We start from the raw sequence: 25,635 nt of genomic DNA, 5'->3' as shown, positions 1-25,635 counted from the left end.
GCGAGGGTCAACGGCAAGCGTGGTCGCCATGCGCGTGGAGCCCCTTCGCGAGGGCTGGTGTGCACGGCCGCCCGAAGCGGCCGGCCCGCTCCCGGCAGGGAACTGGCGTGGCGCGCGGCGTGCTGCCTCGGGGGGAGCCGTCTTCTCATGAAGCAGGGGTTGTCCCTTCGCGTTTCGCAGCACCTGGCGCTCACGCCGCAGCTGCAGCAGTCGATCAGGCTGCTCCAACTCTCCACGCTCGAGCTGAGCCAGGAAGTGGAGCAGATGCTCGACGAGAACCCGTTCCTGGAGCGCACCGCCGAGGAGGCCGTGCGCGAGGAATTCGGGCTCGACACCGCCGACGCGCCGGTCCCTCGCGATGACGGCGGCGATGGCGCCGACGGCGAGGGCGACTTCGCCCCCTCGGCCGCGAGCAGCAGCAGCGCGACTTCTTCCACGGAAGGCACGGCAGTCGCCGACGCCGACGGCCCCGCCGCCGAGATCGCCGAGCGCGAGCCCGACTGGGAAGGCGATGGCACCGTCGACATGGCGCCTGACGACAGCGAATGGGGCAGCGACGCGCCCGCGCGCCAGAACAACGCCGGCGACGACGAGCGCGCCGATGCCACCGAGCTCGCGCGCAGCCAGGAGTCGCTGCAGTCCTTCCTGCACCGCCAGGCACTGAGCCTGCGGCTCAACGAGAGCGACAGCGCCGCGCTGCGCTTCCTCATCGAATCGCTCAACGAGGATGGCTACCTCGAAGACTCGCTGCCCGCGCTGGCCTCGGGCCTGGCGGGCGACGACAACGACGAATTCGACGACCTCGTGCACCACTTCCAGGTGGCGCTGGGCCTGCTGCAGAGCCTGGAGCCCGCCGGCGTCGGCGCGCGCGACCTCGGCGAATGCCTGAGCATCCAGCTGCGCGCCATGGCGAGCGACGACGAGACCGAGGAAGAGGAACTGGTCCGCAAGACGGCGCTGGCCATCTGCAAGCAGCCCATGGAGCTGCTCGCGCGCCGCGACTTCAAGCGCCTGGCCACGCTCACCCGCAGCAGCGAGGAGCTGGTGCGCTCGGCGCTGCAGGTCATCGCGCGGCTGGAGCCCAAGCCGGGCCGGCGCTTCGTCGACGTGGAGCGCAACGTCATCGTGCCCGACGTGATCGTCACCAAGACCGGCCGCGGCACCAACGTGAAGTTCCGCGTGATGCTCAACCCCGACGTGATGCCGCGCCTGCGGGTGCACGACATCTATGCCGGCGCGCTGAAGTCGCACAAGGGCGAGGGCAGCCAGGCGCTGTCGCAGCGGCTGCAGGAGGCGCGCTGGTTCATCAAGAACATCCAGCAGCGCTTCGACACCATCCTGCGCGTGAGCAACGCCATCGTCGAGCGGCAGAAGAGCTACTTCGTGCACGGCGAGCTCGCCATGCGCCCGCTGGTGCTGCGCGAGATCGCCGACGAGCTGGGCCTGCACGAATCGACCATCTCGCGCGTGACCACCGCCAAGTACATGGCCACGCCCTTCGGCACGGTCGAGCTCAAGTACTTCTTCGGCTCGGCGCTGGGCACCGAGACCGGCGGCAACGCGTCGAGCACCGCGGTGCGCGCGCTCATCAAGCAGTTCGTCGGTTCCGAAAGCGTGAAGAAGCCGCTGTCGGACAGCCAGATCTCCGAGATGCTGAAGGAGCAGGGCATCGAGTGCGCGCGCCGCACCGTCGCCAAGTACCGCGAGGCGCTGCGCATCGCGCCCGCCAACCTGCGCAAAGCCTTGTAACTGGCACACCCCCAGGCTATGCGCACTTCGTGTCGCTTCGCCAACCCCCTTGCAGGGGGCAACACCTGCGGACCGGCGGAGCCGGTTCCGCGGTGTTCCTGGAATGGGCTCGCGTGGCGTTGGATGGTGGCTGCGGTGTTCGCCCTGCTCGTGCTGCTTGTCACGGGCTGCGCCACGCTGCCCGACGAGGCCCCGCGCCCGCCCACCAAGACCATCGCCGTCTCGGCCGACACGGCGCTCGGCAGGATCGCGCTGGCCTCCCAGCCCGACCCCGACCTGAGCGGCTTCCGCCTGATGCCCGGCGGCGACTTCGCCTTCGACACCCGCATCCAGCTCGCGCGCCGCGCGCAGCGCACGCTGGACGTGCAGTACTACCAGATCGAGAACGACGAGACCGGCCGCTACCTGCTGCGCACCCTGCGCGACGCCGCCCAGCGCGGGGTGCGCGTGCGGCTCTTGATGGACGACCTCTATACCTCCGGCGAGGACGAACTGCTGCTGGGCCTGGCCGCCACGCCCAACGTGGAGCTGCGCCTGTTCAACCCCTTCCCGGCAGGCCGCGGCAGCCTGCTGAAGCGCTTCACCGCCTCGCTCTTCGACTTCAGCCGCGTCAACCGCCGCATGCACAACAAGCTGTTCATCGCCGATGGCGCGATGGCGGTGGCGGGCGGGCGCAACATCGGCAACCAGTACTTCAGGCGCACCTCGGGCGAGAACTTCATCGACCTCGACACCTTCGTCACCGGCGCGCTGGTCCCGCGCCTTGGAAGCCTGTTCGACCAGTACTGGAACAGCGTCTACGTGCGGCCTATCCAGTCGGTGGTGGGCAGCAGCCTCTCGCGCGAGGAGCTTCAGCAGCGCTTCGAGCTCGCCACCGGCCCCGAGACCACGCCCCCGCCGCCCAAGCCCGCCCCCAACGACCTGCTGGGCTACAGCCCGATGGCCGAGGACCTGGACGCCGGCAAGCTCGGCCTGATCTGGACCACCGCCGAAGCCTATGCCGATTCGCCCGAGCGCGTGATCGGCAAGACCGCCTCGTATGGCGGCGTGCCGCTGCTGGACGTCGACAGCGTGCGCTACAACGTGGTCGAGCAGATGCGGCGCGCGCGTTCGGAAGTGACGATCGTCTCGCCCTACCTGATCCCCGGCGCCTCGGGGCTGGAGGTGATGCGCGAGATCCGAGGGCGCAACGTGAAGATCAGCGTGGTCACCAACTCGCTCGCCGCCACCGACGAGCCGCTGGTGCACACCGCCTACCGCCGCTACCGGCCCGACATGCTCAAGCTGGGCGCCGACCTCTATGAACTGAGCACCAACCGCACCCGCAGCAGCGTGAGGCTGGGCCTCTTCGGCACCTCGGTGGGCAGGCTGCATGCCAAGTCGGCGGTGATCGACCGGCGCATTCTGTTCGTCGGCTCGATGAACTTCGACCCGCGCTCGGAAACGCACAACACCGAGATCGGCCTTTTCATCCGCAGCCCCGAGATGGCCCAGCAGGCGCTGAAGCTCATCGACGTGCTCAAGCAGCAGGGCGCCTATAGGCTGCGCTTCGCCGAGGGCAGCAACGAGTCGCGCATCGAATGGGTCAGCGACGATGCGGGCAAGCTCACGGTGCTGACCGAGGAGCCCGATTCCCGCTTCTGGGACCGGACCATGCTCGAGATACTGGCCCCGCTGACGCCGGAGAGCCTCCTGTAGCCGCGCAGCCTCAGGTGCCGCGCACGGCCGACCACACGAGCCGCAGGCCCAGCAGTCCCATCACGCCGCCTGCCGCCCGGTCGATCCAGACCTTGTAGCGCAGGTAGGCCGAACGCGGCGCCGCCGACGAGAGCGCCAGCGCCACGATCGAATACCAGCCCGCCTCGATGCAGAAGATGACCGCCGGCACGGCGAGTGCCAGCACCAGCGGCACCTCGCGCGGCAGGAAGGCCGCGAAGATGCTCGCGTAGACCACGGCGGTCTTCGGGTTGCTCACCTGCGTGGCCAGGCCCAGCAGGAAGGTGCGCCTGCCGCGTCCCTGCAGGCGCTGCGCCGGATCGCCGGCCTCCTGCGCCACGGCCAGCGGCTGCCGCGCGCCGCGCCAGATGCGCACGCCCAGGTACACGAGGTACGCCCCGCCGAGTCCCTTGATCGCCAGGTAGAGCGCCGGCACCGCGAGGAACGCCGCCTGCAGCCCCGCCAGCGCCGCGATCGCGAACACCAGCCCGCCCGCGCCCATGCCGAGCGCGGCGGCGAGGCCGTCGGCGCGCGAGGTCACCGCGGTGCGCGCCACCATCACGAAGCTGGGGCCCGGGCTCATCGCGCCCACGGTCATGGCGCCGGCGATGCCGAGCAGGGCGAGGGTGGTGTCGATCATGGCCGTGTCTCCTTCTTTTCGTTCTGCTTCTTCGTACGGCGCGAGGCCGTCACTGCACGTTGACCGCCTCGACCTGCACCAGCAGCTTCACCTTGTTCTCGAAGCCGAAGTTCAGGCCTCAGGTGATGCCCCAGTCGCTGCGCTCCACGGTGGTCTCGAAGTCGCCGCCGCACACCTGGCGGTTGATCAGCGGGCTCAGGTAGCAGTTGAAGCGCACGGCCTTCAGCGTCACCGGGCGGGTCTGGCCCATCAGCGTGAGCCTGCCGGGCACGTCGACCACCTTGTCGCCGGAGAAGTCGATGCGGTCGGCCACGAAGCGGCCGGTCGGAAACTCGGCCACGTTGAAGAAGTCCTTGCTCTGCACGTGTCGGTTGAGCAGGTCGACGCCGGTGTTGATGGAGCTGATGTCCATGGTGATGTCGACCTTGCCGCTGGTGCCGGTGCCGTCGATCTGCACCGAGCCGTCCTTGGTGCTGAAGCGGCCGCGGTTGGTGGTGGTGCCGTAGTGGCCCATCTCGTACATGACGAAGGTGTGGGTCGGGTCGATCACGTAGTTGGCGTTCCTGGCCGGACCGCCCGCGGGCTTGGCGGCGGCGGCTGGCGCGAATTCCGATGGCAGCTGCACTTGTTGTTGTGCGTTGGCGATGCCGGTGAATGCGGCGGCCGACAGGGCCGTGGCGAGGAGGAGCTTTTTCATGGCGTTGTCTGCCTGAGTCATGAAAGAGAGGAAAGAAGAAATCCGGAATGTCCGCGCGAGGAAGGATGGGGCTGCGGCTTCACAGCGGCCCGAGCCCCGAGAGGGTGAACCTGAAGCGCACCTGCACCTCGTTGCCGACCACCGAGGTGTCGGTCCATTCGCCTTCGCCCACCTTGTAGTCGAGCCGCTGGATCGTAAGGCTTCCGGTGGCCACCGAGTAGTTGCTCCCCGGTGCAGGCGCGATGCTGACCGGCACCGTCACCTGCCTGGCAACGCCCTTGATGGTGAGCTTGCCCGCCATCTCGAACCTGCCTTCGCCCAGCGCCTTGATGGCGCTCGACTGGAAGCTCGCCTGCGGAAAGTGCGCGGCGTCGAACCAGGGCTGCTTGGGCAGCTCGGCGTCGCTCATCGGCACGCCGAAACCGGCGCTGGCGGTGTCGATCTGCAGCGCGACGCTGCCGCCATCGGGCTTCTTCGGGTCGAAGGCCACCTGCGCGTCGAATTTCCTGAAGCTGCCTTCCACGGGCACGCCCATCTGCCTGGTGACGAACACGATCTGGCTCTTGTCGGCGACCAGCTTCGCGGCGGGGGGCGCGGCCGGGCCGGCGCCGGCCGGCAATGCCGCCACAAGCGCCAGCAGCGGGGGAAGAAGCCGCGAAAGACCGCGGCAAAGAAGGCGGGAAGGAAGTGAGTTCATGATCCGGCAGATTCCTGTCGTGGCCCCGGCCACATCCGTTTGAGCAGACCGTCGCGGTCGATCCAGTGGTGCTTGAGCGCCGCCGCCACGTGTAGCAGCGTGATGCCCGCGAGCGCGAAGGCGCAGTTGCGATGCAGCGGCTGCAGCACCGCCTCGGCAAGATCGTGATCGACGGCCATGAAGTCGGGCAGCGCCAGCACCCCGAACCACGAGACCGGCATGCCCATGGCCGAGCTGTAGGCCCATCCGGACAGCGGCACGGCGAAGAACAGCAGGTACATCAGCGTGTGGCTGATCCGAGAGCCGGCCTTCTGCAGGCCCGGCATGTCCGCCGGCAGCGCGGGCGGCCGGTGCCCGAGCCGCCACAGCAGCCGCAGCGCCGACAGCGCGAGGATGGTCACGCCCGCCCACTTGTGCCAGTTGTAGACCTTCAGCCGCAGCGGCGAGAACGGCAGCCCCGTCATGTAGAGCCCCACGCCGAAGGAGCCGACGATCAATACAGCCAGCAGCCAGTGCAGCGCGATCGCGAACGGGTCGTAGCGCAGGCGGGGCGTACCGGCGGCAGGAGAGGGGGAGGGCATGTCGGTGGACATCGGGGGCAGGGCGGCGGCCTGTGCGCGGAGCATATCCCGAAGCACGGAGCACGCGTTGTGCCAGATCGCACCGCTGCGGCGGCCTCAGCCGTGCGCCCGTTGCTGTTGCGGTAGCTGCTGTTGCTGCTGTGCGCGCAGCAGCATGCGCTGCAGTTCCTGCGGCTGCACCGGCTTACGCAGCGCATGCCAGCCGCGTTCGGCCGCCAGCCGCTGCGTCGCCTCGTTGATGTCGGCCGAGATCAGCGCGATCGTGAGCGAGGGCTTCTGCCGCTGCAGCCTCTCGGCCAGCGCGATGCCGTCGAGCGTGCCCGGCAGGCGGATGTCGCACAGGGCAGCGTCGAGCGCTTGCAGGTCGGCCAGCGCCAGCGCTTCGGCCGCGCTGGCGTAGACGCGCGGCTCGACCTCCCACTGCCGCAGCAGCGCGGTGAGGCTGTCGGCCACCACCGCGTTGTCTTCCACCACCAGCACGGCGAGGCCGGGGCGCAGCGGGCTGGCCGCATTGGCATCGGCCCTGTCGTTGTCTGGCACGGTCGGCGACGGGGCCGCCACCGCTCCCTCGGGCGCGGCCGGCAGCTCGAAGCCGAACACCGAGCCCCGCCCGGGCGCCGAGCGCAGCGTCACCTCGATGCCCAGGTGGGCCGCCAGCCGCCGAACGATCGCCAGCCCCAGGCCGTGGCCGCGCTGCAGGTTGCGTTCGACGTTGCCGATCTGCTCGAAGTCGTCGAACACGCGCTGCTGGGCCTCGGCCGCAATGCCGATGCCGCTGTCGCGCACCTCCACGCGCCAGGCGCGGCCGGTGTCGCGGCTGCGTTCCCGCACCGCCAGCAGCACGCGCCCTCGTGGCGTGAACTTGACCGCGTTGTCGACCAGGTTGGCGAGCACGCGGCGCAGCGAGACGGCGTCGCTCCAGGCGAGGGCATCCGGCGGGCAGCGCACCAGCACCCGGCCCTCGCCCGCCTGCCGCGCCAGTTCGTGCAGCAGCGGCGCCAGCGCCACGCTGGATGGGCGCAGCGGATCGACCGCGGCCTCGATCCTGCCGATTTCCAGCAGCTGGTTGGTCAGCCCCTCCAGCGCCTGCTGGGCGCGGGCCAGGGAGCCCACCGTGCGCTGCACCGCCTCGATGCCGGCGCCGCTGTCCAGCTGCTGGCGCAGCACCTCGGCCTGCAGGCCGATGGCCATCACCGGCTGGCGCAGGTCGTGGTTGGCGGCCGAGAAGAAGCGCAGCCGCTCGGCCTGCGCCTGCTCGGAGGCGCGCAGGCCGGCCAGGGCCTGCTCGCGCAGGCGGTGCTCGTTGAGCCGCAGGCCGATGTTCTCCTCGAGCTGGCGCGAGCGCTCGGCCACCAGCTTCCACATCATCGCGGTCAGGCCGATGCCGATGACGGCCACCGCAGCCATCACCGGCGCCCCCAGCCAGAGGCCGACGACGATGATCGGCGCCAGCAGGAGCGTGATGGCCAGCTGCGTGGCCGGCGTGTAGAACGACACCGAGAAGGCAGACGACAGCGTCATGCCCATGACGATCAGGCCCAGCAGCAGCTGCAGGTCGGCGCGGGTGGGGTCGAACAGCAGCACGCCGGCCAGGCCGTGCGCCAGCTCCCAGACGGCGGTGCGCAGCGTGTGCGTGCGCTGGGCCTCGCGCAGGGTGGCGGGCGTGAAGGGCTCCGGCAGCCGCTGCGGGAAGAAGCCGCGCATCACCGTCACCCCGGTGATCAGCGCGATCCACACCAGCGCGCGCGCCAGCGACACCTGCCAGGCGAAGAGCGCCGCCACGCCGCAGTTCAGCAGGTACTGCGCCAGCAGCACCGGGCCGATGGGGCGGATCGACAGCCGCAGCACCTCGCACTGGATCGCGAAGCGGTCGCCGCTGCCGGAGGCGGCCGGTGCGGGCGAAGGGGCGGGGGTGGGAGTCATCGGCGAATCGACTATATAGAGAAGGCCCGTGACGCGGCGACAATGGAGTCCCCTAGTCGGGCTTCGGGCTCCCCGGTGCCAGTTTTCCGTGAACGATCTCTCCTTCTTCCTGCCTTGCGCCGCCGGCGTCGAGGAATTCCTCGCCCAGGAGGTGCACGCCCTGACCGGCCGCGCCGGGCAAGACCTGCTCTCCCTGCGCGGCGGCGTGCGCGTGCGCGCCGGCTGGCGCGACGGCCTCAAGCTCAACCTGCACAGCCGCCTCGCGCAGCGCGTGCTGGTCGAGCTGGCCCACGGGCCCTATCGCAGCGAGAACGACCTCTATGCGCTCGCCAGCGGCGTGGCCTGGGAAATCTGGTTCACGCCCAAGCAGACCTTCAAGATCGAAACCACCGCCCAGCACAGCCCGCTGCAGAGCCTGAACTTCGCCACCCTGCGCATCAAGGATGCCATCGCCGACCGCTTCCGCGCCAAGGCCAACGGCGTGCGCCCGAGCATCGAGACCCAGTGGCCCGACTGCCGCGTGTTCGCCCACCTGACCACCGACACCTGCACGCTCTACATCGACACCAGCGGCGAGCCGCTCTTCAAGCGCGGCTGGCGCCAGGACAAGGGCGACGCCCCGCTGAAGGAAACCCTGGCCGCCGCCATGCTCGCTGCCAGCGGCTGGTGGAACCCCGAGACCGGTGAAGTCTCGGGCCAGCCGCTGTACGACCCCTGCTGCGGCAGCGGCACCATCGCCATCGAGGCGGCGCAGATCGCGCGCGGCATCGCGGCCGGATCGCTGCGGCGCTTCGGCTTCGAGAAGCTGCTGCCGTTCCAGGCACACGTCTGGTCGGCGATCAGGCAGGAGGCCACGGACTCCGAGCGGGCCGTGGCCGGCGGCGGCACCCCGGTGTTCGGCTCCGACGTGTCGCACCGCATGGTCGACTTCGCCCAGCGCAACGCCGAGCGCGCCGGCGTGGCGCAGGGCGTCGAGTTCCGCGGCGGCGATGCCCTGCAGCGCATGCCGCCCGTGGAGGGCGGCGGCGTGATCATGCTCAATCCGCCGTACGGCGAGCGCATCGCCGTGGGCGGCGTCGCTGGCGCAGGGGGAGGAGGCCGCCCTGGCGCGCGCGAGGCCGCGCAGTCCACCGAGGGCGACGGCGGCGACTTCTTCCCGCAGCTCGCCACCCACTGGAAGAAGAACTACGCCGGCTGGACCGCCTGGGTGCTCACGCCCGACCTGAAGCTGCCGAAGCTGATGCGGCTGAAGGAATCGCGCCGCGTGCCGATGTGGAACGGGCCCATCGAATGCCGCCTGTTCCGCTTCGACATGGTCGCGGGCTCAGCGCGGAAGTGATTCGCCGCCCCCGCCCTCGGACCTGGGCGCCTGCTTCGGCCGCACGGCGCACGCCGCATTGACCGTGCGCGCGGCCAGTTCGGCAGGCGCGCCGGGCAGCGTTACCGGGCGAACGTCGCCTTCCTCGAAATGCTTCACCTGGACCGGTTCACCCACGAAATTGGGCAGCGAGAAGTAGCTTGCGCTCACATAACGGGCGCTGCGGGCGTCGCAATCGACCATGGCGACGCCCTGGAAAGAGCGGAACCTGACGCCGTCACGGTTGAGGCGGCCTTCGCTCAGATTCATGCGCAGCGCCACGGTGCGGTACGAGCCGTCCACCTCGATGCTGCTCGGGTCGACCTGTACATAGCTGCTGGCGGCGTCCCCGGGCGTGCCCGTGAGGGTCAGCCACTCGGCCCGGACACCCGCCGAGGCGAGCAGGACAAGGCAAAGCAGCGGTATTCGTTTCATGAAGGAAGGCGTGGTCGAAGAAGGGTGTGTCCAGGAGGGTATTTTCGCGTACCGGGCCGACATGGACCTGACGCCGACCTCGTATGGTGCAACATCGGCGGCGTTTCCTGAACATTCCATGACGTTGACAGAACCCGGCCCCGTCGTCATCGACACCAACATCGCGCTCGACCTGCTGGTCTTCGAAGACCCCGCCTGGGCCCCGCTGGCCGCCCGGCTGGCTGCCGGCGAGCTGTGCTGGCTCGCCACCGCCGCCATGCGCATCGAACTGGAGCGCGTGCTGGGCTACCCGCTGATCGCCCGGCGCATGGCCCAGCGCGAACTGCAGCTGCCCGCGGTGCTCGCCGATTTCGACGCGCGCGTGCGCATGCTCGAAGGCAGGCCGCCGCGCGCGCCCTGCGTATGCAGCGACCCCGACGACCAGGTCTTTATCGATCTCGCCGTGGCGCACAAGGCCCTGCTGCTGAGCAAGGACCGGGCGGTGCTGTCGATGAAGAAGCGTCTCGCGCTGCGCGGGGTGGTGGTGCAGGCGGCGTACGGCGGTTAGCGGCGACGTTGGTTCTTGGCGTCAGGAATCAATTGACAACCTTTCCATCGCCGGGATTTCTGGAAGCGGCTCTATATTTTTCAGAAGGGCGAGGGGTTGCGGTGATGGCATCGCAGGCTTCTGCTTGCCTCGACCAACTGGAACTCATGCAGCCATCCTTCGCGACCCTCTGGGCGAACCATCCGACGATCAAGGGAGACGACGCCTTGCTGGACAAGGACGTCTACAAGGATCAATGTGCCATCAACGTGGGCGCGGCGTTCATCCGCTCAAGCCTGAGCCTCGGCAGCTTTCCGGGCGTCTATTCCTGGCAGAAGGACAGGCCGAAGTACCCGATCAGGGCCCAGGAGCTGGCGAACTGGCTGGACTCGGGCAAGGCCGGTCTGATGTCTCGCACCGAGAAGTACTCGGGCAAGGATGGGTTCGAGAAAATCGCCGGGCGCACAGGGATCGTGTTCATCCAGAACTACTGGGGCGAGGGGCGGCAGGGTGACCACATCGACCTCTGGAATGGTTCGCGGATGACGAAGCGGTCTTCGTGGTTTCTGATTCAGTGGCACATCTCATGGGAAGGAGTGTTGACCGACATGCGCCAAGCACAAGCCATATGGTTCTGGCCTGTCTTATGAAACTACTTGCTCGAGTGCTCTGCATCGTAGCCGGCGCGCTGGCGCTCAGCTTTCTCGTTGCGGTATGCGTGCTTATCCCTGCGGGGCAATGGTACGAAGTGAATCGGGCTCGGAGTTTCGACGACCTGTCTGATGTCTATGCACTCTCGCTTGCTGTCCAGGCGATTGCCGCCGCCATCGGCGGCTGGCTCGGCGATCGGCTGTTTCGCAAGTGGCGTAAGAGACAGTCCGACCGCAAATAGAGCCTCTGCCAAGCGTCGCCACCGCAACGCATATGACTCCGGGATATCAATCGAAAATTCTGCTTCGCCTCATTGGCATCGTGTTGGGCGGACTCGAACTCGGCTTTGTTGTGACCAAGGGGCTCCTCGTACCCATTGGCCACTGGTACGAAATGAACAAGGCTGAAAGTGAGAGCGATCTGACGCAAGCCTTCGCAATTGCCCTTGCAATACAAGTCCTTTGTCTCGTCGCTGGGGGTTGGCTTGGCGATTGGTTGGTTCGCAAATGGCTGAAGAAACGAGCCGATCGGCAATAGCCGTCTTGGCGCTCCGGTTGCTTTGGGGCCTTGCAAGAAGGCTGCCGCGTCGCTGCCAGTTTCCATATGTCGAATGGCGCCCGGCGACACCCCGCCCCGTGGGCAGCTTCTTCCGAATCGCGTCATGAGCCCTGCAATCCGAGTGCTTTTCATCGTTGCCGGAGCGGGCATGCTCGGGCTCTTCTTCTACAAGCTCATCGGCCCGGTGGGCCATTGGTACGAACTCAATTTCGCGAAGAATGACGACGACTTGAGTCGCGCGTACATGGTTGCGCTTGCCATCCAGCTTGGCGCATTGCCCGCTGGAGGCTGGCTCGGCGACCGGCTGTTCCGCAAGTGGCAGCAGAAGCGCCTCGGCCGCCGCTAGTGCTGCACCCCATTGGCAGACTGCAGATGCCACCGCCCCAGCAGCCGCGCCACCGCCCGCACGCGCTGCGTGTCGCGCCCCCAGCGACGGCTGGCCGGCAGCTTCTGCGCCCACTTCATGCGCCTCGCGGCGTTGGCGATGCGCTCGCGCACCTCTTCGCCCACGCCGGCCAGGGCCGCGTGCCAGTGCTGGCCGGCGGCCTGCGGGGCCGCGGCCTCGAGCATCATGGCGGTCGAGTGCAGGTAGCTGAGCCAGTCGCGGGCCTGGCATTCGGCCAGGGTCATGACTTCGGCGGGGTCGTCCTCGAAGTCGATGTAGCCGATCACGCCGTCGGGGCACTGCACGAGGTTGCGGTCGAAGGCCTGGCTCAGGTGCTGTCCGCACACGTGCACGGCGGCGATGGCTGCGAGGCCCTCGCGCCATACCGACAGCAGCGCGGCGGGGCCGGCGGCCGCGGCCTGGTCGAGCCGCTCCTGCAGCACGACCGTCGCGCGGCCGCTTTCGCCGAGATCGGAGATCAGCAGGCCGTCGGGCTGCTGTGCGAGCACCACGGGAACGCGCAGGCCTGCCGCCGCGAGCTGCTTGAGGCGGCGCGCCTCGGTGGCGATGGCGGCCTCGCCGCCGGGGTTGGGCACGGGCTTGATGATGTCCAGGCGCGCCATGCGTGCGACCGCCGCCATCACGCGGTAGCCCCACTTGCCGTGGCGCGGGCCGGCCTTCTTGAGCCACACGCGCTCGCTGCCGAAGCGGTGGCTGGCCACGTTCTTCTTCTGCTGCGGCAGGGTGATGCGCAGGAACTCCGCGTAGTCGCCGGGCGCGGGCGGGTTCGGGGAGACTGCGTCGAGGGGCGCGGGCGCCGAAGCTGCGCCCTTGCGCGATTGCAGGCGCCGGCCGGCGCCTCTACTCAGTGGATTCATGCGGCCATTGCGAAGCCCTCCACCAGCCCTTTCGGGCCCTGGGTGACGGGCTGGAAACTCTCTGCACTGGCCAGCGGCCAGTAGGTACGGAAGACATTGTGCTGCTCGTCGAGCGGGCCGAGCAACGCGCCCGGCTGCACCTGCATCACCAGGTTGCTCAGCAGGCGCACCTCGGTGTCGGAGATGCGGCGCACGATGTGATGCGCGGTGATCTGCTGCGGATGGTCGAGGCCTGCGGCCTGCACCAGCTCCTGCAGCGCATGCAGCGTGCTGCGGTGGAAGTTGTGCACCCGCTCGGCCTTGGTCGGCACCACCAGCGCCTTCTGGCGCAGCGGGTCCTGCGTGGTCACGCCCGTGGGGCAGTGGCCGGTGTGGCAGCTCTGCGCCTGGATGCAGCCCAGGGCCATCATGAAGCCGCGCGCGGCGTTGCACCAGTCGGCGCCCAGCGCCATCATGCGTGCCACGTCGAAGGCGGTGATCACCTTGGCGGCGCAGCCGATCTTGATGCGGTGGCGCAGGTTCACGCCCACCAGGGTGTTGTGCACCAGCAGCAGGCCTTCCTGCAGCGGCGCGCCCACGTGGTCGCTGAATTCGACCGGCGCCGCGCCGGTGCCGCCCTCGGCGCCGTCGACCACGATGAAGTCGGGCGTGATGCCGGTGGCCTGCATCGCCTTGACGATGCCGAACCATTCCCACGGATGGCCCAGGCAGAACTTGAAGCCGGTGGGCTTGCCGCCCGAGAGCTCGCGCAGCCTGGCGACGAAATGCATCATCTCGGTCGGCGTGGAGAAGGCGCTGTGCGAGGCCGGCGAGATGCAGTCCACGCCCACCGGCACGCCGCGCGCGGCCGCGATCTCGGGCGTGACCTTGGGGGCCGGCAGCACGCCGCCGTGGCCGGGCTTGGCGCCCTGGCTCAGCTTGATCTCGATCATCTTCACCTGCGGGTCGCGCGCATTGGCGGTGAAGCGCTCCTCGCTGAAGCTGCCGTCGTCGTTGCGGCAGCCGAAGTAGCCCGAGCCGATCTCCCAGATCAGGTCGCCGCCGTGCACGCGATGGTGCTGCGAGATCGAGCCTTCGCCGGTGTCGTGCGCGAAGCCGCCCATCTTCGCGCCCTTGTTGAGCGCGAGGATCGCGTTGGCCGACAGCGCACCGAAGCTCATGGCCGAGATGTTGAAAACGCTCGCGCTGTAGGGCTGGGTGCAAGGATGGTTGGCCCCCCGGCTCGCCACTGCGTGTGCTTCGCCACCCCCCGAGGGGGAGGCTCGGCCGCCTTGGGACGGCCCGGCTTCGGCCGATTGGACAGGGTTCGCACCCCCCGGCTGCGGCGTGCCGCCGATCACGATGCGGAAGTCGTGGCCCGCCAGCTTCGTCGGGCGCATCGAATGGTTGATCCACTCGTAGCCCGCGAGGGTCACGTCCAGCTGCGTGCCGAAGGGGCGGTTGTCGGGGTCGCCCTTGGCGCGCTGGTACACCAGCGAGCGCTGGGCGCGCGAGAAGGGCGCGGCCTCGGAGTCGCTCTCGATGAAGTACTGCCGCATCTCGGGCCGGATGAACTCCAGCAGAAAGCGCAGGTGCCCGATCACCGGATAGTTGCGCAGGATGGCGTGCCGGGCCTGCCGCAGATCGTGCACGCCGGTACCTGTGAGTACCGCAAAGACGACCACGCCGATCCAGGCCAGCCAGAGATGCGGCGAGACCAGCACGAAGGCCAGGCAGGCCACCAGACCGACCACGCACAGGGCGAAAGCGCTGTAGCGCGTCGGAAACGGAATAATCGTGGGCATAGAAGAAATAGTCTCGGCCGCGGCCTGCTGCATCATAGAGGGCTGCCCCGAACTTGCCATGACGACCATTCCCGACCCCATTTCGCCCCCCGACAGCACCCCCGCAGCCCGCACCCCCCTCGGTCCCGACGATTTCGACGCCCTCGACCAGGCCCTCGACGCCATGCGCGAGCACGACGAGGAAATCCCCCAGTGGGAGTTCTGTGAAGGCTTCATGGCCGCCCTGATCTGCACCCGCCGGCCCATCATGCCGTCCGAATACTGGCCCGTGCTGCTGGGCGAGAACTTCTCGTCCGCCCAGCACATGGAGTTCGTCTGGAACTGGAAGCGCCGCTGGATCGAGATCGAGGAAGGTCTCGACGCCCCCGTCGAATCGCTGGACGACGAGCGCAGCTGGCAGCCCGAGGTGCTCGACACCCGCGGCGCCATCGCCTCGCTGCCGGAGGAGGAGCGCGCGGAAGTGGCCGGCGAGGCCATTCCTTCCTTCGCCCAGGTCTGGGCGCTGGGCTTCATGTACGCCGTGGAGAACTGGCCCGAAGACTGGGCCGAGCCGCGCGACAAGGACGCCGCGCGCATGCTGAACGACGCGCTCGACAACATCGTCGCCCTCACCGAGGACGACACCGGCAAGCCCGTGCTGTCGATGTACAGCGACGACGCCCCGCCCAGCGTGAGCCAGCAGCGGCTCGACGATTTCGGCGCCGCCATCTGGGCGGTGTACGACCTGCGCCAGCTCTGGAAGAGCCTCGGGCCCAAGGCCGAGACGATCCGCAAGCAACCCGAGCCGGGCCGCAACGACCCCTGCCCCTGCGGCAGCGGCAAGAAATACAAGAAGTGCCACGGTGAGTGACTTGGCTCACCCCGGGCTTCGCGCACTTCGTGTCGCTGCGCCAACCCCCTTCCAGGGGGCAATACCTGCGGCCCGGCGAAGCCGGTTCCGCGGTATTCCTGAATGAACTCCGATGCGCCGCTGCCGCCGCCTCCGGCCGCCGAGCCGCTGACGCCGCGCGCGGCCTGGGCGATGGTCCTGGCGCTGTGCGCCGGGGTCGCGCTGAGCCAGGCGTTCCGTACGGTGGGCGCCATCATGGCGAGTCCGCTGCAGGCCGATTTCCATCTTTCCGCACAGGCCCTCGGGATCTTCTCGGGGGCTTTTCATTTCGCGTTCGGCGCGATGCAGCTCTTCATGGGCATCGGCATCGACCTGCACGGCGTGCGCCGCACGGTGCTGGTGGCCTTTCCGGTCGCGATCGCGGGCGCGCTGCTGTCGGCGGTGTCGTCCAGCTACCTGGTGCTGGTGGCGGGGCAGGCGCTGATCGGCGTGGGCTGCGCGCCGGCCTTCCTGGTGTGCACGGTGTTCATCGCGCGGCACTTTCCGGCGGCGCGCTTCGCCACCGTGTCGGGCATGGTGCTGGCCATCGGCGGCGTGGGCATGCTGGTCACCGGCACGCCGCTGGCGTGGCTGGTGCAGGCGTACTCATGGCGCGCGGGCTTCCTGGTGCTGGCTCTCGCTGCGGCGCTGGCGTGGCTGGCGATCTGGTTCTGGGTGCACGAGCCCACCGTGGCTTCCGACGGCAGGCGGGAGTCGATCCCCGAGGCGATCCGCCAGTTCGGCGCGCTCTTCGCGATGCCGCACACGCTCGGCATCATGGTGCTGGGCGCCGTCACGTATGCGGCCTTCATCTCGCTGCGCGGCCTCTGGCTGGGGCCGCTGATGATGGAGCGCCACGGCTACTCGCTGGTGCAGAGCGGCAACGTGGCGCTGGCGGTGTCGGTGATCTCGCTCGTCGGCGCGCCGCTCTTCGGCCGACTCGACCGCGAAGACGCCGCTTCGCGCCGCCGCTGGATCACGGTCTGCTGCCTCGGCTATGCGGGACTCTTCGCGCTTATCGCCGTGCTGCACTCGGCATGGCTCGATATCGCCGGCATGGTGCTGATCGGCGTGCTCTCGGGCTTCATCGTCTGGCAGTACGCCGACGTGCGCGGCGCCTATCCGGCCACGCTCACCGGCCGCGCGATGGCCGTGTTCACGATGGCGATGTTCCTCGGCGTGGCGCTCATGCAGTGGGGCACCGGCGTGGCCGCATCGATTGCAGCGGCGCACGGCGCCGACCCGCTGACAGCCGTGCTGGGCACGATCGCTGCGCTGCTGCTGGCGGGCATCGCCGCCTTCGCCTGGTTGCCCGCGCCGAAGAACACCCAAGCCTGATCAAGGAACACCGCGGAACCGGCTTTGCCGGGCCGCTGGTGTTGCCCCCGGAAGGGGGTTGGCGAAGCGACACGAAGTGCGCGAAGCCTGGGGGCGAGGCCAGTGCTACCGCGGAACCGGCTTTGCCGGGCCGCTGGTGTTGCCCCCGGAAGGGGGTTGGCGAAGCGACACGAAGTGCGCTCAGCCTGGGGGCGAGCCACGTTCAAATCTTGAAGGCGCGCTGGATATCGGGCCGCACCAGGTCGGCGTACTCGCGATGCTTGCGGATGTAGCCTGCGATGAACTGGCACACCGGAATCACGTGCAGCCCCTTGGCGCGCGCCTCTCCGAGCACGTGCTTCGCGATGCCCGAGCCCACGCCCCTGCCCTCGAATTCGGGCAGCACCTCGGTGTGGGTGAACATGATCGCGTCGGTCAGCAGGTTGTATTCGGCATAGCCGGCCAGCTTGCCGTCGAGGGTGGCCTCGTAGCGGTGCTGCGCTTCGTTGTTGGAGAGGGCGAGGGCGGTGTCGTTGGTGCTCATGGCTGTCGTGCGAGAAAGGTTGCGAGGTTGGCTGCGGCGGTGGCGCGCACCTTCTTGCGCAGTATCGGCGACCAGCCGAGCAGCAGGCCGGGTGCACCGAGCGCCTGGCGAGACCAGGTCCAGAAGGGGAAGCTGTCGCGGTGCGTGGCGATCAGCCCGTCGGGCGTGAAGGTGAAGCGTGCGTCGATGCTGTTGTCGACGATGCGCCCGGTGGCGGTGAAGCGGTAGTGCGCGTCCCAGTGGGCGCTGCCGGTGCTGTCGTCGGCCTTCACGTCGCGCCAGGTGAGCTTCCACACGTCGGCGCCCTTGGCCTTGGTGCCGCCGGCCAGCATGCGCCACATGCCGCCCACTTCGCGGCGCCCGCGCAGCGAGAAGGCCTCGTCGTCGAACACCGCGTCGGGCGCGTAGCAGGCTTCCATGGCGGGGGCGTCCAGCCGGGCGAAGGCGCTGTAGAAGCGCTCGATGGTCTGTGCGTTGGTGGCTGCGGTCATGGAAGGCTCATGGTTGTTGGGTTCCTCGGGGCGGTCGGCGGAGCTTAAGCCATTGTTAACTGTTGGCGCCCTTTCGATAATCCGCGCGATGGATGAGCGCAGAAACTTCGTGCGGCTGCTGGGAGGCGGCGTCGTCATGGCAGCGGGTGCGGCCGCGCTGGCGACCTGGTGGCTGAACTCGGAAGTGCCGCCGGCAGCGCTGGAGATATGGAACGGCCCCGGCGACGAGCCCGACCTGCGCAGGCGCGCCATCGCCTACGCCGTCACCGCACCCACCGCCTACAACCGCCAGCCCTGGCTGGTCGACCTGCGCGAGCCCGACGCCATCGTGGTGTATTGCGACCGCGAGCGCGTGCAGCCCGAGAGCGACCCCTTCGGCCGCCAGGTGGTCATCGGCCATGGCGCCTTCATCGAACTGCTGGTGATGGCGCTGGCCCACCACGGCGTGCAGGCCAGCGTGCAGCTGTGGCCTCAAGGCGAGCTGACCGGCGAGCCGGTGCGATGGCCGCACATCCCGGTGGCGCGGTTGCGGCTGGCAGGCGGCGGCGTGCCCGATCCGCTGTTCGCGCAGGTGCTGCGGCGGCGCACGCCCAAGCAGCGCTTCGACCTCATGCGGCCGGTGTCCGCGGATGTCCTGCAGGGCCTGTCCTCGATGGTGCCCGCGGGCGGCATCGTGAATTCGGCCGGCACGGTGGACACGGCGCGCGTGCTCGCGCTGCGCAAGCTCTGCGCGGAGGCGGCACGCGTGGAGCTCACCACGCCCGGCACCGCGATGGAAAACCTGCGGCTGCTGCGCGTCGGCCCGCAGGAGATCCTCGCGCATCGCGACGGCCTCTCGCTCAACGACCCGGCGCTGCGCGTGGCCGTGGCACTGGGCCGGTTCGACCGCAGCGGGCCCGCGCCGGAGGACAGCCTGGCCTTCCGCCGGACGCTGCAGCTCTACGAGGACCAGGCCAACACCGCCATGGGCTTCATCTGGCTCAGCACGCGCGGCAACAGCCGCACCGAGCAGATCGCGGCAGGCCGCACCTACGTGCGCCAGCAGCTGCGCGCCACCGACCTGGGCCTGGGCATGCACCCGATGAGCCAGCCGCTGGAGGAGTTCGCCGAGATGGCGCCGCACCACGCCGCCGCGCACCACATGCTGCTGGGCGTTGCGCCGCCGCGCGACAGGCACAGCACCACGCTGCAGATGATGTGCCGCGTCGGCTACCCGATGGCGCCGGTGCCGCCCGCGCCGCGCCGGCCGCTGGGCGACTTCATGGCGGCCTGAGCTGCGCGCTCGGTGCGCCTTCAGTGCGCGAGCAGCAGCTCGACCATCGTCTGCAGCGCGTGATGCACCGTGGCCGCGCGCACCGTGGCGCGGTCGCCGTCGAAGCGGCGGCGCTCGGTGCGCACCTCGCCGTCCACCGACCAGCCGAACCACACCGTGCCCACAGGCTTCTCGGGCGTGCCCCCCGTGGGTCCGGCCACGCCGGTCACGGCCAGCGCCACGCGCGAGGGCGGCGAATGCGCGATCGCACCCGTGGCCATGGCCCGCGCCACCGGCTCGCTCACTGCGCCGTGCGCGGCGATCACGCCTGCGTCCACGCCCAGCAGCTCGGTCTTGGCCTCGTTGGAATAGGTGATGAAGCCGCGCTCGAACCACACGCTCGAGCCCGCCAGGTCGGTGCAGGCGGCGCCGATCAGCCCGCCGGTGCAGCTCTCGGCGGTGGCCAGCATCCAGCGTTTTTTCTGCAGCAGCTCGGCCAGCACCACGACCAGTTCGGGCGTGTCATGGTCCGCGAGGGCTTTGTTCAGTTGCATGGAGGAAGAACAGGAGAAGAAGACAGGGAAATCATCGCGCTCACCACGCGCGCCACAGCGCGATGACCAGCAGCGTGCAGAAGGCCGCCACCAGGTCGTCGAGGATGATGCCGAAGCCTGCGCGCCACCAGCCCACCTCCGTCGAGTCGCGCTGCTTGAAGAGCGAATCGGCCCAGGCCACCGGGCCCGGCTTGGCGGCATCGAAGAAGCGGAAGAGCGCGAAGGCGACGGTCTGCGCGAGCAGGCCCGCCGGCGTGACCAGCCACAGCACGATCCAGAAGGCGACCACTTCGTCCCACACCACGGGGCTGGGGTCGGCCACGTTCATGTCGCGCGCGGTCACGGTGCAGGCCCACCAGCCGATCGGCAGCGAGGCCGCGATGATCCAGCCGATGGCGGCCGGCGTGAACCACAGCTGCATCACCGAGAACGCGACCCAGGCCCACAGCGTGCCCACCGTGCCGGGCGCGATGCGCGAGATGCCCGAGCCGAAGCCCAGCGCGATGAAGTGCGCGGGGTGGGACAGCAGGAAGCGCAGCGTGGCGCGGCGCATCGGAGGGCGGGGCATGGCGCCGGAAGTCGTGGTGGACGAGGAAGACGAAGAGGAAGTATGGGGGGAAGCGGCTTGCATCGGGGAGGGAGTGTCGCGCATCCGGGGTAGGGCCGGCGCGGCGACGTTTATTTATCAAAGAGATAGCTTGTTTAATTGGTCTATCACGCCTAGTATCCGGGCTCGTTCCGCTTCTTCGTGCCTTCCGGCCCGCGTCCCATGGCTTCCGCGTCTTCCTCGCCTTCCTCTTCCTCCACAGCCCTGCATCCGCCGACGTCCACCGCCGCCTGGGGCGAACTCTTCAGCGGCCGCAACGGCTGGCGCGCGCTGGCGCTCACGGGCGGCGTCGCGCTGCACGCGGTCAACGTGCACATCGTGACCACCGTGCTGCCCTCGGTGGTGCGCGAGATCGGCGGGCTCGACTGGTACGCCTGGAGCACCACGCTCTTCGTGATCGGCTCGATCCTCGGCGCCACGCTGTCGGTGCGGCTGCTCGCGGTGCTCGGCCCGCGCGGCGCCTGCCTGGCGGCGCTGGCGGTGTTCAGCGCCGGCTCGGTCGGCTGTGCGCTCGCGCCGGCCATGCCGTGGATGCTGGCGGGCCGCACGGTGCAGGGGCTGGGCGGCGGGCTGCTCGCGGCGCTGAGCTACGGGCTGATCCAGCTGGTGTTCGAACAGCGGCTGTGGCCGCGCGCGGTGGCGCTGGTGTCGGGCATGTGGGGCGTGGCCACGCTGTGCGGGCCGGCCGTGGGCGGGCTCTTCGCGCAGGCCGGGCACTGGCGCTGGGCCTTCTGGTTCCTGCTGCCGGTGGCGGCGGCGCAGGCGCTGCTGGTGCTCGTGCAGCTGCGGCCCTTGATGGGCGTGAGGCACGAGCGGCCCGCCGCGCCGCCGCGCGTGCCGGCATTGCAGATCGGCCTGCTCGCGGCCTCGGTGCTCGCCATCGCGGCCAGCGGCCTCGTGCCCGACCTGCGCTGGCAGGCCGCCGGCGTGGCGGCGGGGCTGGCCATCGGTTTCGTCGCCACCCGCATCGACGGCCGCGCCACGGTGCGCGTGCTGCCGCGCGGCGCCTATGCGGTGAGCGCGCCGCTGGGCGCCATCTACGCCAGCGTGGCGCTGCTGCTGATCGGCAGCACCACCGAGATCTTCGTGCCGTACTTCCTGCAGCTGCTGCACGGCCATTCGCCGCTGGCGGCGGGCTATCTCACGGCCGCGATGGCGGGCGGCTGGAGCGCGGGCTCGCTGCTGTCGTCGGGACGAAGCGGCACAGGCGCCGACCGCATGCTGCGCATGGGCCCGGTGGCCTGCACGCTGGGGCTGCTCGCGCTCGCGTGGCTGCTGCCTTCGCCGGGCGCGGTCGACGCAGGCGCCCAGACCGTGCTGATCGCCATCGCGCTCGCGGCCGTGGGACTCGGCGTGGGCATCGGCTGGCCGCACCTGATCACGCGCGTGATGTCGCTGGCGCCGAAGGGCGAGCAGGGACTGGCCTCGGCCTCGATCACCACCGTGCAGCTCTACGGCATGGCCGTGGGCGCGGCGGTGGCGGGGCTGGTGGCGAATGCGGCGGGGCTCAGCGTGCCGGGCGGCGTGGACGGCGCGAAGTCGGCGGCCGTGTGGCTGTTCGCGGGCTTCGCGTTCGCGCCCGCTGCAGCGGCGTGGCTCGCGTACCGCGTGGTCGCGCGGCGCGGCTGGTGAGCCGGCAAGGCTGCGGGAGGCTCAGGCCACCACGCCTTCCCAGGCCAGCGCCTTGCGGCGCGCCCGGACGCGCTGGCCCTCGCCGCGCAGCGTGCCCACCAGGTCGTAGACCTCGGCCGGCAGGTGCGCGCCGCGCCAGGCCACGTGCTGGTCGGCGCGGCAGAGCACGAGCCGGTGCGTGTAGGCCTTGGGCACGTCCTCCGTCTCGATGTCGAGCACGGTGAGCGGCATGTCGTAGGCGGCTGCGGCGCGTTCGAGCGGACGCACGTCCACGCTGCGGTCGAAGCGCAGCATGGTGTAGCCGGGGCCGAAGGCGTCGTAGAGCGAGCGGCCGTCGGCCAGCCAGAAATGCGGCGCGCGGCAGCCGGGCACGGTGGAGGGCGTGAACTCGCCCATGGAGTAGGGCGGCGCCGTGTGCTCGCCGTCCGCCACGATGATCGGCGAGCCGCTGTAGAAGTAGCCGAAGTTCAGGCCGCCGCAGCAGAACTGCTGCACGTTGAGCTCGTAGGCCTCGTGGCCGACCTCGGCGCGCAGCGCGTCGCCTGCGGAGCCGGGCTCCTCGATGTTCTGCGGCACCGCGCGTCGCGCACGGATCATCTTCTGCGCATGGTTCATCGCGAAGTTCGACACCTGCTCGGTGATCGGCAGGCGCTCGGCCTCGTAGGCGTCGAGCATGGCCTCGTCGCCCCAGCCCTGCACCACAGCGCCCAGCAGCCACGAGAGGTTGAGCGCGTCGGCAATGCCCGCATTCATGCCGTAGCCCGCGTAGGGCACCCACAGGTGCGCCGCGTCGCCCGCGAGGAACACGCGGCCCTCGCGGAAGCGGTTGGCCACGAGGCGGCGGCCGATCCAGTCTTCCTTGCTGATGATCTCGTACTCGAAGTCGGGGCCCACGCCAAGGATGTTGCGCAGCGACTGGTCGCGGTCCACCGAATCGAACTCCGGCTCCTCCGCGTTCAGGTGGTTGTGCACCAGCCAGGTCTCGTGCCCGTCGATGGCGAACATCGTGCCGCAGCGGCGCGGGTTCATCGCGTAGTACGACCACGCCGGCTTGCCAGGGATGAGCGCGCGCAGCCCCGGCGCGCGGATGAAGGTCGACTGCACGCGCTGGATCACCGCCGTGCCTTCGAGCTTCGCGCCGATCTGCTTGCGCACGGCCGACGAGCCGCCGTCGCAGCCCACCATGTAGCGGCAGCGGATGCTGCGCGTGACGCCGCTGTCCATGTCGGTGGCGATCGCGGTCACGCCGCTGTCGTCCTGCGTGAAGCCTGCGAACTGCGTGCGGTTGAGCAGTTGCACGCCCGGCAGCGCGGCCGTGTGCTTCAGCAGGATCGGCTCCAGGTACATCTGGTTGATGCGGTGCGGCGGCTCGGGCGTGGGCCACCATGCGTCGGGACCTTCGGTCTCGGTGTAGCGGTCGCGCCGGCACGGAATCGGGATGCGCGTGAGCTCGGTGCCGGTGACGGTGGTGCGGAACGCCACGTCGTTCGGGTAGTCGGGCGGCAGGCCCGCGTCGCGCAGCTTCTGCGCCACGCCGAGGCGGCGGAACTGCTCCATGGTGCGCGAAGCCACGTGGTTGCACTTCACGTTCGGCGGCTCGGCGAAGCGGCGCGTCTCGCAGATCACGACCGAGACGCCGCGCGAGGCGAGGTCCATGGCCAGGGTCAGGCCCACGGGGCCGGCGCCGACGATCATCACGTCGGCCTCGAGTGCGGAGGTGTGGTTGTGGTTGGTCATGCTCTGGCGGTGGCGTCGTCGTCAGTCGAGCCGGATGCGGGCGGTCTGGATCACCTTCGCCCACTTCTTCGTTTCCGACTGGATGTAGGCCTCGAAGGCCGCGGGCGAGGTCGGCGCGGGCTCGGCACCGAGGTTGCGGATGGAGGCCTTGATCTGCTCGTCGCCGAGCGCGGCATCGATCTCGGCGTTGAGCCGCGCGACGACCGGCGCGGGCGTGCCGGTGGGCGCCACCACGCCGAACCAGCCGGTGGAGTCGTAGCCCGCGAGCCCGGCCTCGGTCACCGTGGGCACCTCGGGCAGCATCGGCACGCGCTGCGCGCTCGTCACCGCGAAGGCGACGAGCTTGCCGGCCCTGATCTGCTGCAGCGATGCGGGCAGGTCGACCAGCGCGAGCGGAATCTGCCCCGCGATGGCATCGAGCGCTGCCGGCCCCGAGCCGCGATAGGGCACCTCCACCAGCTTCACGTCGGCCATCTGCGCGAAGAGCGCGGCCGACAGGTGCATGGCCGTGCCGTTGCCGCCATGGCCGATCGACAGCGTGCCGGGGCTCGCCTTCGCCAGCGCGATCAGCTCGCGCTGCGTGCGCGCCGCGATCGACGGATGCCCCACGATCACGAAGGGCGTGGCCGCGACCATTCCGACGGGCTTGAAGTCCTTCACCGGATCGAAGGGCATCTGCGCATAGAGGCTCACGTTGGCCGTCAGCGCGCCCGCGGCGCCCAGGCCCAGCGTGTAGCCGTCGGCCGGCGCCTTCGCCACCAGCGATAGCCCGACGTTGCCGCCCGCGCCCGGCTTGTTGTCGATCACCACCGGCTGGCCCAGCTTGTCGTTGAGGCGCGGTACCAGCAGGCGCATCACCGCGTCGGCGCTGCCGCCCGGAGGAAAGGTCACGACGAGGCGGATCGGCTTGTTCGGGAAGTCGCCCCCGGGCTGCGGCGGCGACGCGAGCGCCTGCGCGAAGCTCCTGCCGCCGGTCAGCGCCGCGCCCGCCGCGGTGAGCAGCAGCAGCCGTCGGCGAAGCGCGCTCTTCCCGGGTGCAAGAGGTGCAGCGGGCATCGGGTCTCCTTGAATGTGATGCGTCTTTCGGACGATTGAACGATGGGCGGATTCATTCGTAAATCAAGAAATTTCTAATGAAATATCATGTTTGCTAATGAATGCGAACTTCAGTCCTACGATTCGCCAGCTGCGCGCGTTCCTCGCCGTCTACCAGCTGAAGAAGCTCAGCGCGGCGGCGCAGCGGCTGTTCGTCACGCAGTCGGCGGTGAGCATGCTGATCCGCCAGCTCGAGGAGGGGCTGGACACGCGCCTGTTCGACCGCACCACGCGTTCGCTCAAGGCCACGGCGGCGGCCGAGCAGATGATGGTGACGGTCGAGCGCATCCTGCGCGACGTGGATTCGCTGTCGAACGACTTCCGCGAACTCGCCGCGCTCGAGCGCGGCCGCGTCACGCTCGCCATCACGCCCACGCTCGCAGCCTTCCTGCTGCCCGATGCGATGCGCGCCTTCAACGAGCAGCACCCCGGCGTGCGCGTGCTGGTGAACGACTGCGCGCCCGACCAGTTCGTCTCGCGCATCATCGGCGAGCACGTGGACTTCGGCATCGGCACGCCGGAGCGGCCCGGCGCCGAGGTCGAGGTGCAGCGCCTCATGCGCGACCACCTCGCCCTGGTCTGCCGCGAAGACCATCCGCTGGCCAAGGCCCGCGTGGTGCGCTGGAGCGACCTGGCGGGCCACCCCCTCATCACCGTGCGCCCGGGCTACGGCGTGCGGCCGCTCATAGACGGCACTGCCGCCGAGGCGGGCGTGGCGCTCGACGTGGTCAACGAGGTGTCGTTCCTCTCCACCGCCATCTGGATGACGGGGGCCGGCATGGGCGCGTCGATCATGCCCTCCGCCTTCGCGCGCGCCGAGGCCGATCCGTCGCTGGTCATCAAGGTGCTGAGCTCGCCGCGCGTGGCGCGCGACATCTCCATCGTCACCAAGCGCGGCCACTCGCTCTCGGCCGCCGCGCGCGCCTTCGTGGAGGCGCTGAAGCGCGCCCTATAATTTTTC

Annotated in this window: 25 protein-coding genes and 1 pseudogene; 12 read left to right on the top strand and 14 right to left on the bottom strand. The window is 69.6% G+C overall.

What is annotated here, in order from left to right:
- Positions 1-147 precede the first annotated feature (147 nt).
- Both rpoN and FHY06_RS15775 read left to right on the top strand, forming a co-directional pair.
- A complete protein-coding gene (gene rpoN / locus FHY06_RS15780; protein ID WP_132802492.1) occupies positions 148-1,749 on the top strand; it encodes an RNA polymerase factor sigma-54 in 1,602 nt (533 codons plus the stop codon).
- 123 nt (positions 1,750-1,872) lie between these two features.
- Positions 1,873-3,447, top strand: a complete 1,575-nt coding sequence (locus FHY06_RS15775; RefSeq protein WP_184605739.1) for a phospholipase D family protein — start codon at positions 1,873-1,875, stop codon at positions 3,445-3,447.
- 10 nt (positions 3,448-3,457) lie between these two features.
- Here FHY06_RS15775 and FHY06_RS15770 read toward each other — a convergent pair whose 3' ends face one another.
- The 5 genes and pseudogenes from FHY06_RS15770 to FHY06_RS15750 all read right to left on the bottom strand — a co-directional run bounded on the left by FHY06_RS15770 (position 3,458) and on the right by FHY06_RS15750 (position 8,003).
- Positions 3,458-4,105, bottom strand: a complete 648-nt coding sequence (locus tag FHY06_RS15770) for a LysE family translocator (RefSeq protein ID WP_019655632.1) — start codon at positions 4,103-4,105, stop codon at positions 3,458-3,460.
- A 49-nt stretch (positions 4,106-4,154) separates the two neighbouring features.
- Positions 4,155-4,802 (bottom strand): annotated as a pseudogene (locus FHY06_RS15765) (YceI family protein).
- A 79-nt stretch (positions 4,803-4,881) separates the two neighbouring features.
- A complete protein-coding gene (locus FHY06_RS15760; protein WP_126183969.1) occupies positions 4,882-5,499 on the bottom strand; it encodes a YceI family protein in 618 nt (205 codons plus the stop codon).
- Positions 5,496-6,092 carry a cytochrome b gene (locus FHY06_RS15755; protein ID WP_405054316.1) on the bottom strand — a complete coding sequence of 199 codons (597 nt, stop codon included), beginning with the start codon at positions 6,090-6,092 and terminating at the stop codon, positions 5,496-5,498. Before FHY06_RS15755 ends, FHY06_RS15760 begins: the two co-directional genes overlap by 4 nt.
- 84 nt (positions 6,093-6,176) lie before the next feature.
- Complete coding sequence (locus FHY06_RS15750; protein WP_184605738.1) at positions 6,177-8,003, bottom strand: ATP-binding response regulator; 1,827 nt, start codon at positions 8,001-8,003, stop codon at positions 6,177-6,179.
- Positions 8,004-8,091: 88 nt separating this feature from the next.
- Here FHY06_RS15750 and FHY06_RS15745 point away from each other — a divergent pair, with 88 nt between their 5' ends.
- Positions 8,092-9,342, top strand: coding sequence for a THUMP domain-containing class I SAM-dependent RNA methyltransferase (locus FHY06_RS15745; protein WP_019655637.1), 1,251 nt, complete (start codon positions 8,092-8,094; stop codon positions 9,340-9,342).
- Here the strand turns inward: FHY06_RS15745 and FHY06_RS15740 are convergent.
- On the bottom strand, positions 9,328-9,795 hold the full coding sequence (locus FHY06_RS15740) for a surface-adhesin E family protein (protein ID WP_184605737.1): 468 nt from the start codon (positions 9,793-9,795) through the stop codon (positions 9,328-9,330). The two genes, FHY06_RS15745 and FHY06_RS15740, sit on opposite strands and share 15 nt — an antisense overlap.
- A 118-nt stretch (positions 9,796-9,913) precedes the next feature.
- On the opposite strand from FHY06_RS15740, the gene FHY06_RS15735 reads away from it, so the two are divergent.
- The 4 genes from FHY06_RS15735 (at position 9,914) to FHY06_RS15720 (ending at position 11,876) form a co-directional block, all read left to right on the top strand.
- A complete protein-coding gene (locus tag FHY06_RS15735) occupies positions 9,914-10,342 on the top strand; it encodes a PIN domain-containing protein (RefSeq protein WP_019655639.1) in 429 nt (142 codons plus the stop codon).
- 32 nt (positions 10,343-10,374) lie between these two features.
- A complete protein-coding gene (locus tag FHY06_RS15730; RefSeq protein WP_244164351.1) occupies positions 10,375-10,971 on the top strand; it encodes a type VI secretion system amidase effector protein Tae4 in 597 nt (198 codons plus the stop codon).
- On the top strand, positions 10,968-11,213 hold the full coding sequence (locus FHY06_RS15725; protein WP_020723168.1) for a hypothetical protein: 246 nt from the start codon (positions 10,968-10,970) through the stop codon (positions 11,211-11,213). The genes FHY06_RS15730 and FHY06_RS15725 overlap by 4 nt, the downstream gene beginning before the upstream one ends.
- A gap of 465 nt (positions 11,214-11,678) precedes the next feature.
- Positions 11,679-11,876, top strand: a complete 198-nt coding sequence (locus FHY06_RS15720; RefSeq protein WP_260310461.1) for a hypothetical protein — start codon at positions 11,679-11,681, stop codon at positions 11,874-11,876.
- Here FHY06_RS15720 and FHY06_RS15715 read toward each other — a convergent pair.
- Both FHY06_RS15715 and FHY06_RS15710 read right to left on the bottom strand, forming a co-directional pair.
- Positions 11,873-12,793 carry a BUD32 family EKC/KEOPS complex subunit gene (locus FHY06_RS15715; protein WP_019655643.1) on the bottom strand — a complete coding sequence of 307 codons (921 nt, stop codon included), beginning with the start codon at positions 12,791-12,793 and terminating at the stop codon, positions 11,873-11,875. The two genes, FHY06_RS15720 and FHY06_RS15715, sit on opposite strands and share 4 nt — an antisense overlap.
- Positions 12,790-14,577 carry an FMN-binding glutamate synthase family protein gene (locus FHY06_RS15710; RefSeq protein WP_184605736.1) on the bottom strand — a complete coding sequence of 596 codons (1,788 nt, stop codon included), beginning with the start codon at positions 14,575-14,577 and terminating at the stop codon, positions 12,790-12,792. The genes FHY06_RS15715 and FHY06_RS15710 overlap by 4 nt, the downstream gene beginning before the upstream one ends.
- A 58-nt stretch (positions 14,578-14,635) precedes the next feature.
- Here FHY06_RS15710 and FHY06_RS15705 point away from each other — a divergent pair, with 58 nt between their 5' ends.
- Positions 14,636-15,427, top strand: coding sequence for a YecA/YgfB family protein (locus FHY06_RS15705; RefSeq protein WP_019655645.1), 792 nt, complete (start codon positions 14,636-14,638; stop codon positions 15,425-15,427).
- 102 nt (positions 15,428-15,529) lie between these two features.
- On the top strand, positions 15,530-16,783 hold the full coding sequence (locus tag FHY06_RS15700) for an MFS transporter (RefSeq protein WP_440870528.1): 1,254 nt from the start codon (positions 15,530-15,532) through the stop codon (positions 16,781-16,783).
- 202 nt (positions 16,784-16,985) lie between these two features.
- Here the strand turns inward: FHY06_RS15700 and FHY06_RS15695 are convergent, their stop codons facing one another.
- Complete coding sequence (locus tag FHY06_RS15695) at positions 16,986-17,306, bottom strand: GNAT family N-acetyltransferase (protein WP_126183961.1); 321 nt, start codon at positions 17,304-17,306, stop codon at positions 16,986-16,988.
- Entirely contained in the window at positions 17,303-17,797 is a 495-nt protein-coding gene (locus FHY06_RS15690; protein WP_184605735.1) for a nuclear transport factor 2 family protein, read from the bottom strand. The genes FHY06_RS15695 and FHY06_RS15690 overlap by 4 nt, the downstream gene beginning before the upstream one ends.
- Before the next feature lie 88 nt (positions 17,798-17,885).
- Between FHY06_RS15690 and FHY06_RS15685 the strand changes: the two genes are divergently transcribed.
- Entirely contained in the window at positions 17,886-19,070 is a 1,185-nt protein-coding gene (locus FHY06_RS15685) for an Acg family FMN-binding oxidoreductase (protein WP_038115207.1), read from the top strand.
- Positions 19,071-19,090: 20 nt separating this feature from the next.
- On the opposite strand, the gene FHY06_RS15680 is transcribed toward FHY06_RS15685, so the two are convergent.
- Together FHY06_RS15680 and FHY06_RS15675 are read right to left on the bottom strand one after the other, a co-directional pair.
- Positions 19,091-19,603, bottom strand: a complete 513-nt coding sequence (locus tag FHY06_RS15680; RefSeq protein WP_184605734.1) for a CinA family protein — start codon at positions 19,601-19,603, stop codon at positions 19,091-19,093.
- 40 nt (positions 19,604-19,643) lie between these two features.
- Positions 19,644-20,171, bottom strand: a complete 528-nt coding sequence (locus FHY06_RS15675) for a phosphatidylglycerophosphatase A family protein (RefSeq protein ID WP_026346494.1) — start codon at positions 20,169-20,171, stop codon at positions 19,644-19,646.
- 201 nt (positions 20,172-20,372) lie between these two features.
- Between FHY06_RS15675 and FHY06_RS15670 the strand changes: the two genes are divergently transcribed.
- Positions 20,373-21,842, top strand: a complete 1,470-nt coding sequence (locus FHY06_RS15670) for an MFS transporter (RefSeq protein ID WP_184605733.1) — start codon at positions 20,373-20,375, stop codon at positions 21,840-21,842.
- Positions 21,843-21,863: 21 nt separating this feature from the next.
- Here the strand turns inward: FHY06_RS15670 and FHY06_RS15665 are convergent, their stop codons facing one another.
- Together FHY06_RS15665 and FHY06_RS15660 are read right to left on the bottom strand one after the other, a co-directional pair.
- A complete protein-coding gene (locus FHY06_RS15665; protein ID WP_184605732.1) occupies positions 21,864-23,579 on the bottom strand; it encodes an FAD-dependent oxidoreductase in 1,716 nt (571 codons plus the stop codon).
- A 21-nt stretch (positions 23,580-23,600) separates the two neighbouring features.
- Positions 23,601-24,635 (bottom strand): Bug family tripartite tricarboxylate transporter substrate binding protein, encoded by a 1,035-nt coding sequence (locus tag FHY06_RS15660; RefSeq protein ID WP_184605731.1) that lies wholly within the window; start codon positions 24,633-24,635, stop codon positions 23,601-23,603.
- 97 nt (positions 24,636-24,732) lie between these two features.
- On the opposite strand from FHY06_RS15660, the gene FHY06_RS15655 reads away from it, so the two are divergent.
- Positions 24,733-25,629: a LysR family transcriptional regulator gene (locus tag FHY06_RS15655; protein WP_184605730.1), complete on the top strand. Its 897-nt coding sequence runs from the start codon at positions 24,733-24,735 to the stop codon at positions 25,627-25,629.
- The last annotated feature ends 6 nt before the right edge of the window (positions 25,630-25,635 follow it).

The sequence above is a fragment of the Variovorax atrisoli genome (assembly GCF_014195185.1).
GTDB classification, from domain to species: Bacteria; Pseudomonadota; Gammaproteobacteria; order Burkholderiales; family Burkholderiaceae_C; genus Variovorax; species Variovorax atrisoli.
Note: the sequence above shows the minus strand (reverse complement) of the source record. Positions and strands in the feature narration are given on the sequence as shown.

Excerpts from the sequence above, each read along its gene's own strand:
- FHY06_RS15715 (WP_019655643.1), bottom strand. The coding sequence starts at position 12,793 with ATGAATCCACTGAGTAGAGGCGCCGGCCGGCGCCTGCAATCGCGCAAG.
- FHY06_RS15775 (WP_184605739.1), top strand. The coding sequence starts at position 1,873 with ATGGTGGCTGCGGTGTTCGCCCTGCTCGTGCTGCTTGTCACGGGCTGC.
- FHY06_RS15760 (WP_126183969.1), bottom strand. The coding sequence starts at position 5,499 with ATGAACTCACTTCCTTCCCGCCTTCTTTGCCGCGGTCTTTCGCGGCTT.
- FHY06_RS15665 (WP_184605732.1), bottom strand. The coding sequence starts at position 23,579 with ATGACCAACCACAACCACACCTCCGCACTCGAGGCCGACGTGATGATC.
- FHY06_RS15700 (WP_440870528.1), top strand. The coding sequence starts at position 15,530 with ATGAACTCCGATGCGCCGCTGCCGCCGCCTCCGGCCGCCGAGCCGCTG.
- FHY06_RS15770 (WP_019655632.1), bottom strand. The coding sequence starts at position 4,105 with ATGATCGACACCACCCTCGCCCTGCTCGGCATCGCCGGCGCCATGACC.
- FHY06_RS15735 (WP_019655639.1), top strand. The coding sequence starts at position 9,914 with ATGACGTTGACAGAACCCGGCCCCGTCGTCATCGACACCAACATCGCG.
- FHY06_RS15710 (WP_184605736.1), bottom strand. The coding sequence starts at position 14,577 with ATGCCCACGATTATTCCGTTTCCGACGCGCTACAGCGCTTTCGCCCTG.
- FHY06_RS15660 (WP_184605731.1), bottom strand. The coding sequence starts at position 24,635 with ATGCCCGCTGCACCTCTTGCACCCGGGAAGAGCGCGCTTCGCCGACGG.
- FHY06_RS15680 (WP_184605734.1), bottom strand. The coding sequence starts at position 19,603 with ATGCAACTGAACAAAGCCCTCGCGGACCATGACACGCCCGAACTGGTC.
- FHY06_RS15695 (WP_126183961.1), bottom strand. The coding sequence starts at position 17,306 with ATGAGCACCAACGACACCGCCCTCGCCCTCTCCAACAACGAAGCGCAG.
- FHY06_RS15690 (WP_184605735.1), bottom strand. The coding sequence starts at position 17,797 with ATGACCGCAGCCACCAACGCACAGACCATCGAGCGCTTCTACAGCGCC.
- rpoN (WP_132802492.1), top strand. The coding sequence starts at position 148 with ATGAAGCAGGGGTTGTCCCTTCGCGTTTCGCAGCACCTGGCGCTCACG.
- FHY06_RS15740 (WP_184605737.1), bottom strand. The coding sequence starts at position 9,795 with ATGAAACGAATACCGCTGCTTTGCCTTGTCCTGCTCGCCTCGGCGGGT.
- FHY06_RS15655 (WP_184605730.1), top strand. The coding sequence starts at position 24,733 with ATGAATGCGAACTTCAGTCCTACGATTCGCCAGCTGCGCGCGTTCCTC.
- FHY06_RS15670 (WP_184605733.1), top strand. The coding sequence starts at position 20,373 with ATGGCTTCCGCGTCTTCCTCGCCTTCCTCTTCCTCCACAGCCCTGCAT.
- FHY06_RS15705 (WP_019655645.1), top strand. The coding sequence starts at position 14,636 with ATGACGACCATTCCCGACCCCATTTCGCCCCCCGACAGCACCCCCGCA.
- FHY06_RS15685 (WP_038115207.1), top strand. The coding sequence starts at position 17,886 with ATGGATGAGCGCAGAAACTTCGTGCGGCTGCTGGGAGGCGGCGTCGTC.
- FHY06_RS15720 (WP_260310461.1), top strand. The coding sequence starts at position 11,679 with ATGCTCGGGCTCTTCTTCTACAAGCTCATCGGCCCGGTGGGCCATTGG.
- FHY06_RS15750 (WP_184605738.1), bottom strand. The coding sequence starts at position 8,003 with ATGACTCCCACCCCCGCCCCTTCGCCCGCACCGGCCGCCTCCGGCAGC.
- FHY06_RS15725 (WP_020723168.1), top strand. The coding sequence starts at position 10,968 with ATGAAACTACTTGCTCGAGTGCTCTGCATCGTAGCCGGCGCGCTGGCG.
- FHY06_RS15755 (WP_405054316.1), bottom strand. The coding sequence starts at position 6,092 with ATGTCCACCGACATGCCCTCCCCCTCTCCTGCCGCCGGTACGCCCCGC.
- FHY06_RS15675 (WP_026346494.1), bottom strand. The coding sequence starts at position 20,171 with ATGCCCCGCCCTCCGATGCGCCGCGCCACGCTGCGCTTCCTGCTGTCC.